We start from the raw sequence: 5,403 nt of genomic DNA on the forward strand, positions 1-5,403 counted from the left end.
CCCGACAACTGAGAAGGCTTACGAGACTCCAACCCCTCAAGCTTCAACGCCTCCAGCAGCTCACGGTAGTAGTCCATATCAACCCCACCTGAAAACGCACCCAGCCGGGTCGGGAAGAGAATATTGTCCTTAACGCTCAAGTGCGGGTACAGAATAGGGCGCTGAAAAACCACACCCACCGAGCCGCGCTCCAGAGGCTGACCAGCATAGGTCACCCGACCCGCGCTCGGATCCTCCAAACCGGCAATAATGCGCAGCAGAGTGGACTTACCCGTACCCGAAGAACCAACCAGAGAAATCAGCTCACCGGGATGCACATCCAGGTCGATCTCATTCAGAACCGCCGTATCGGGGCCAAAGGTCTTAGCGACGCCTCGAATACGCAGGCCTTCAAAAGGCTCCGCCACGGCAGATGAGTAGGATGCAGAAGTCATTCCCCCATTATCGCCGAAACTCGCACCCGGTACGGGCGCAGAAGATAAGCGCCGTCATAAAAAGGTGCGTGAACCTCACACCGGAGTCTCATGCGAGCACCCTAGCTCGGGCGCACCAGCAGACGACCCTGCGACGTAACATACGCCACACCGCCCCACAGGAAGACCAAGAAACCGGTACCAATCACCATCAGCACAATACCCAGCGGGTTCACCACGTTCGCGGCGCTTAAATGCACGCCGGTAGAAACCATTGCACCCATACCGAAGGAGAAACCCCACAGGCTCATGGAGAAGCCGCCCTCCATAATCCAGGGCAGCAGGCGCATCAGGAAAATCAGCTGCAAAATGCCGTAACCGGTCATGATGAGGAAGAACCAGTCCACCATGCCACCATTAGCCGCAAGATACGCGTTACCTCCTACAAACGGCGGAGCCAACTGCACACCCATCAGACCGCGCTCACCAACATTCATCGGAGCCAGGTTACGCAGACGATTCAAGATCGCAGACTCAACGCTGAACCACGAGATCAGGCCCGCGCCGAAGAAAAACATCGCCGCGTCCTTCCAACCCATCATGCCCATCGCGGTTGCCGTCGCAAAGTTCGTCGCAACTGTCGGCAGGTAGAGTACCGGAGTGGTCGCCTCCGCCACATGGGTACCGCGCCACATACCCGCTATACGGTGGGAGGCAAAGTACAGCTGCCCCAGAGCACCAAGAATCGCCAGAGCATAACCCAGGTAGGACAGGTACGGGAAGATCGTTGCGCCCATCTGCGCGGTCGTCGCCGGAATCAGCGAAAAGAAGCAGCACCGGACCGGATGCGCCCACTGCTCCCGCAACCACTGGCGGAAATTCAACAGCGCAACAAACATGGCGGCAATCAGAATCAGCCACACCACAGCGGTGAAGGCAAGAATCGCCTCACCCACCCAGGCGGGAGTCATACCCGCGGAGGCGGCAGCACGCCATGCCGCACCCAGGGCGCCGGTACCCAGTGCCATCGCAAAGTAGTTGACCGGAATCGGGAAGGGACGAGCGGTAGCCTGCGCCGAGGGAGTAGAAGAAGCCGGTAAAGGCTGAGTCATGAATAAATCCTTGAGGTCTGTTTTAGCCCGCCCATCAGGCGAGCTGAACTAGGCTGATAAGAACGAGGTGAGTGCACTGTTTGCTTTAACGGGCTCGTCGCAGATATATTCCAGAACATACGAGCAGAGCGGCAGAGAGCAGGCATAAAAAATCGCCCCCGACGCCTAAACGTCGAGGGCGACTACTAGCTCATGCTAGAAGCTACAGGTACATACCTTATGCAGCAACGGCAGCCGGATCAACCGGGATGCCGGGGCCGAAGGTGGTAGCAACGGTTGCCTTGGAGATGTAACGACCCTTAGCCGAAGAGGGCTTCAGGCGGTTAACCTCTTCCAGAGCTGCCTGGAAGTTCTCCTCCAGCTGCTCAGCGGTGAAGGAAGCCTTACCGATAATGAAGTGCAGGTTGGAGTTACGGTCAACGCGGAAGTCAATCTTACCGCCCTTGATGTCTGCAACAGCCTTTGCAACATCCATGGTCACGGTACCGGTCTTGGGGTTCGGCATCAGGTTACGGGGACCCAGGATCTTACCCAGGCGGCCGACCTTACCCATCATGTCCGGGGTTGCAACCGCTGCGTCGAAGTCGGTCCAGCCGCCAGCGATCTTTGCAATCAGCTCGTCGGAACCAACGAAGTCAGCGCCAGCTGCCTCAGCCTCAGCAGCCTTGGGGCCTGCTGCGATAACGACCACACGAGCGGTCTTACCGGTGCCGTTGGGCAGGTTCACGGTGCCGCGAACCATCTGATCTGCCTTACGGGGGTCAACGGACAGACGCATTGCAACCTCAACGGTTGCGTCGGTCTTGGTGGAAGAGGTTTCCTTCGCCAGGGCGACTGCCTCAGCGGGGGTGTAGAGCTTACCCTCTTCAATCTTGGCTACAGCTGCCTGGTACGCCTTGCTGCGCTTTGCCATCTGCTTTTCTCCTTATGCAGTTGTGGTCTCGTGAGCCGCGCTCGGCTCTGCCACATCCCGTCCATATGACGGGCATTTACAAGTTCTGTGTAGAAAAATCTACGATGCCGGTTACTCGGCTATTCGGCGAACCGAAATTACTCGACGGTGATACCCATGGAACGAGCGGTACCTGCGATGATCTTGGAAGCAGCATCCAGGTCGTTTGCGTTCAGGTCGGGCATCTTGGTCTCAGCGATCTCGCGCACCTGAGCTTCGGTCAGCGAACCAACCTTGGTGGTGTGAGGAACAGCGGAGCCCTTAGCAACGCCAGCAGCCTTCTTGATCAGCTGGGAAGCCGGAGGAGTCTTGGTGATGAAGGTAAAGGAGCGATCCTCGTAGACGGTAATCTCAACGGGGATGATGTTACCGCGCTGTGACTCAGTTGCAGCGTTGTATGCCTTGCAGAACTCCATGATGTTTACACCGTGCGAGCCCAGTGCGGGGCCGACGGGGGGAGCCGGGTTAGCGGCGCCTGCCTGGATCTGCAGCTTGATGAGGCCAGTGACCTTCTTCTTGGGAGCCAATGTAGGGTCCTTTTCTTAGCTGGGAACCGACGCACAGGAGCGTACGCCGGCAAGACGGTGACCGTGGCGCGGTCACCCGTGCATCCACATGAAAGCGTGACATGCGCATACACAAACCAACATTCTAGCGTTAATCAACGACTTAATCCAGCGCCAGCTGGTAGAAAGACTAAACCCCGTCTGCACAGCTAATACCGCCTATGAAGCCGACACAAAATATGAGCCTCGCACCAACAGTGCGAGGCTCATATTCACACGCTAGAAGCGTTAAATCTTTTCGATCTCGGTGAAGCTCAAGGTCACCGGGGTGTCGCGACCGAAGACGGAAATCATCACGACAATCTGCTGGGACTCGCCCTTAATCTCCGAAACGGTAGCGTCCATACCTTCGAAAGCACCGGACTTCACGCGGACGTTCTCTCCCACAGTGTAGTCAGACTCGATAACGGGCTTGGAAACGGGAAGGCCCTGACTCTGCTGCTGCTCTTCGAAGACCGGCAGGAGCATGTCGAAAACTTCGTCCATGCGCAGCGGGACCGGGTTGTATGCATCCTGACCCACGAAGCCAGTGACTCCGGGGGTGTGGCGGACAACGCCCCAGGAGTGGTCCGTCAGTTCCATACGCACCAGAACGTAACCGGGAACGCGTACTCGGCGGATGGTCTTCTTCACGGTGTTCTTGAACTCAACCACGGTCTCCATGGGAACCTGAACCTCGAAGATCTCATCTTCAGCCTCCAGGTTCTGGATACGGGTCTCGATACCGGTCTTCACCTTGTTCTCGTAACCGGAGTAGGTGTGCACCACATACCAGTCGCCCATCTGACGGCGCAGCTTAGACTTAAATTCTTCCAGAGCGTCGACTTCCTCAGCCGCCTCAGTAGCTGCTTCAGCTACCTCGACAGCCTCGGTAGCTTCCTCAGCCTGCTGCTCAATAGTCTCAGACTCCTCAGTAGCCTCAGCAGCGGCTACCTCGACCTCTTCAATCTCGGATACCAGTTCCTGCTCGGACACGTCGCTCCTACTTTCTATCGTTAATCATCTAGAGGGGACTCCCACTCGCCAATGGACTGAGGGAAATTACTGATGGGGCACCCCAGATAAGGATGCAACCGGTACTAGTTACGCTGAATCGTTCCGTTACCAAAAATCCAGAATGCTCCCTGGCCGAAAAGATAATCCAGACCAGAAATGAGCAAGAGCATCACCACGACGAAGAACAGAACAGCAAAGAAGTAGCCAACCAGTTCGCGTCCGGTAGGAGTAGTAACCTTCTTCAACTCCGCAATAACTTCACGGAGGAATGCAAAAATACGGCCGAAGAAACCAAGCTTCTTATCGCTCTTCAACGATGCGCCGGACTTAACAGCCTTCTCGGCGGTAGCAGACGATGCCATTTCTTCTGCCCCTTTCTGAGTCTAAAAAAGTACGCCCGGGGAACGGGCGTACGAAGATGTTATTGAGGCAATAAAAGCAGGGCGGACAGGACTCGAACCTGCAACCTGCGGTTTTGGAGACCGCTGCTCTACCAATTGAGCCACCACCCTTCGAAGCGTTAACTTCAGGTGTGAGAGTTGCTTCTCACTTGCTGCTCCTCCATTGCCTCCTAGGCCACGGCTTTAGAGGGGCAAACAATTACACCCTTGCGGGTGCAGAACTAACTCTAAACCATCTTTCGGGGCCGATGCAACTTTAGAGTGTAATATTTTTCGAAAAACCTCTTGAGATACCTTCACGAAGGGTTCCACATCACCGCTGGTGACCCTTATCCTATTACAAGGAACGCCGCCCACACCCGCGCCTATCACGCGCAGATTGGTCCTACACGCGCATTCCCATCACCTATTTCCTTGTCGACTTCACGCCGGCAGCGCACACGAAGAAAGAGAAGAGAGCCCTATGGCGCGTATTTCAAGCCGCATCGGTGCCATCGCACCCTCCGCCACCCTTGCCGTCGACGCAAAGGCAAAAGCACTCAAGGCTCAGGGACGCCCCGTCATTGGTTTCGGTGCAGGCGAACCGGACTTCCCCACCCCCGCGCACATTGTGGATGCCGCACGCGAAGCGCTCAACGACCCTAAGAACTTCCGCTACTCCCCCGCATCCGGTCTTCCCGAACTGAAGAAGGCAATTGCCGAAAAGACCCTGCGCGACTCCGGTGTGGAGATTGACCCCTCCCAGGTCGTCATCACCAACGGCGGCAAGCAGGCCGTCTACCAGGCATTCGCAACCGTCATCGACGAAGGTGACGACGTCCTACTGCCCGCGCCCTACTGGACCACCTACCCCGAATGCATCCGCCTGGCAGGCGGTAACCCCATCGAGGTATTCGCCGGTAGCGACCAGCACTATAAGGTCACCGTCGAACAGCTCGAAGCCGCCTACACCCCCGCCACCAA

Annotated in this window: 7 protein-coding genes and 1 tRNA gene; 1 reads left to right on the forward strand and 7 read right to left on the reverse strand. The window is 56.7% G+C overall.

Annotation, left to right across the window (positions count from 1 at the left end):
* From O3648_RS08010 to O3648_RS08040, 7 genes are all read right to left on the reverse strand, one after another.
* Window positions 1–434, reverse strand: a 434-nt coding sequence (locus tag O3648_RS08010; RefSeq protein WP_371569494.1) for an ATP-binding cassette domain-containing protein, incomplete at its 3' end; no start/stop codon positions are given.
* Between the two features lie 101 nt (window positions 435–535).
* A complete protein-coding gene (locus tag O3648_RS08015) occupies window positions 536–1,525 on the reverse strand; it encodes a TDT family transporter (RefSeq protein ID WP_371569497.1) in 990 nt (329 codons plus the stop codon).
* A 217-nt stretch (window positions 1,526–1,742) separates the two neighbouring features.
* Complete coding sequence (gene rplA / locus O3648_RS08020) at window positions 1,743–2,438, reverse strand: 50S ribosomal protein L1 (RefSeq protein WP_279741346.1); 696 nt, start codon at window positions 2,436–2,438, stop codon at window positions 1,743–1,745.
* Between the two features lie 137 nt (window positions 2,439–2,575).
* Window positions 2,576–3,004: a 50S ribosomal protein L11 gene (rplK, locus tag O3648_RS08025; protein WP_005504870.1), complete on the reverse strand. Its 429-nt coding sequence runs from the start codon at window positions 3,002–3,004 to the stop codon at window positions 2,576–2,578.
* Between the two features lie 267 nt (window positions 3,005–3,271).
* The gene (gene nusG, locus O3648_RS08030; RefSeq protein ID WP_279741349.1) at window positions 3,272–4,018 is read right to left on the reverse strand and encodes a transcription termination/antitermination protein NusG; all 747 of its coding nucleotides are present in this window, start codon (window positions 4,016–4,018) and stop codon (window positions 3,272–3,274) included.
* Window positions 4,019–4,122: 104 nt separating this feature from the next.
* Window positions 4,123–4,401 carry a preprotein translocase subunit SecE gene (gene secE, locus O3648_RS08035; protein ID WP_279741351.1) on the reverse strand — a complete coding sequence of 93 codons (279 nt, stop codon included), beginning with the start codon at window positions 4,399–4,401 and terminating at the stop codon, window positions 4,123–4,125.
* 77 nt (window positions 4,402–4,478) lie between these two features.
* Window positions 4,479–4,551, reverse strand: a tRNA-Trp gene (locus tag O3648_RS08040).
* Window positions 4,552–4,903: 352 nt separating this feature from the next.
* On the opposite strand from O3648_RS08040, the gene O3648_RS08045 reads away from it, so the two are divergent.
* Window positions 4,904–5,403, forward strand: a 500-nt coding sequence (locus tag O3648_RS08045) for an aminotransferase class I/II-fold pyridoxal phosphate-dependent enzyme (protein WP_371569500.1), incomplete at its 3' end; no start/stop codon positions are given.

The organism is Rothia sp. 27098_8_161 (assembly GCF_041432905.1).
Classification (GTDB): domain Bacteria; phylum Actinomycetota; class Actinomycetes; order Actinomycetales; family Micrococcaceae; genus Rothia.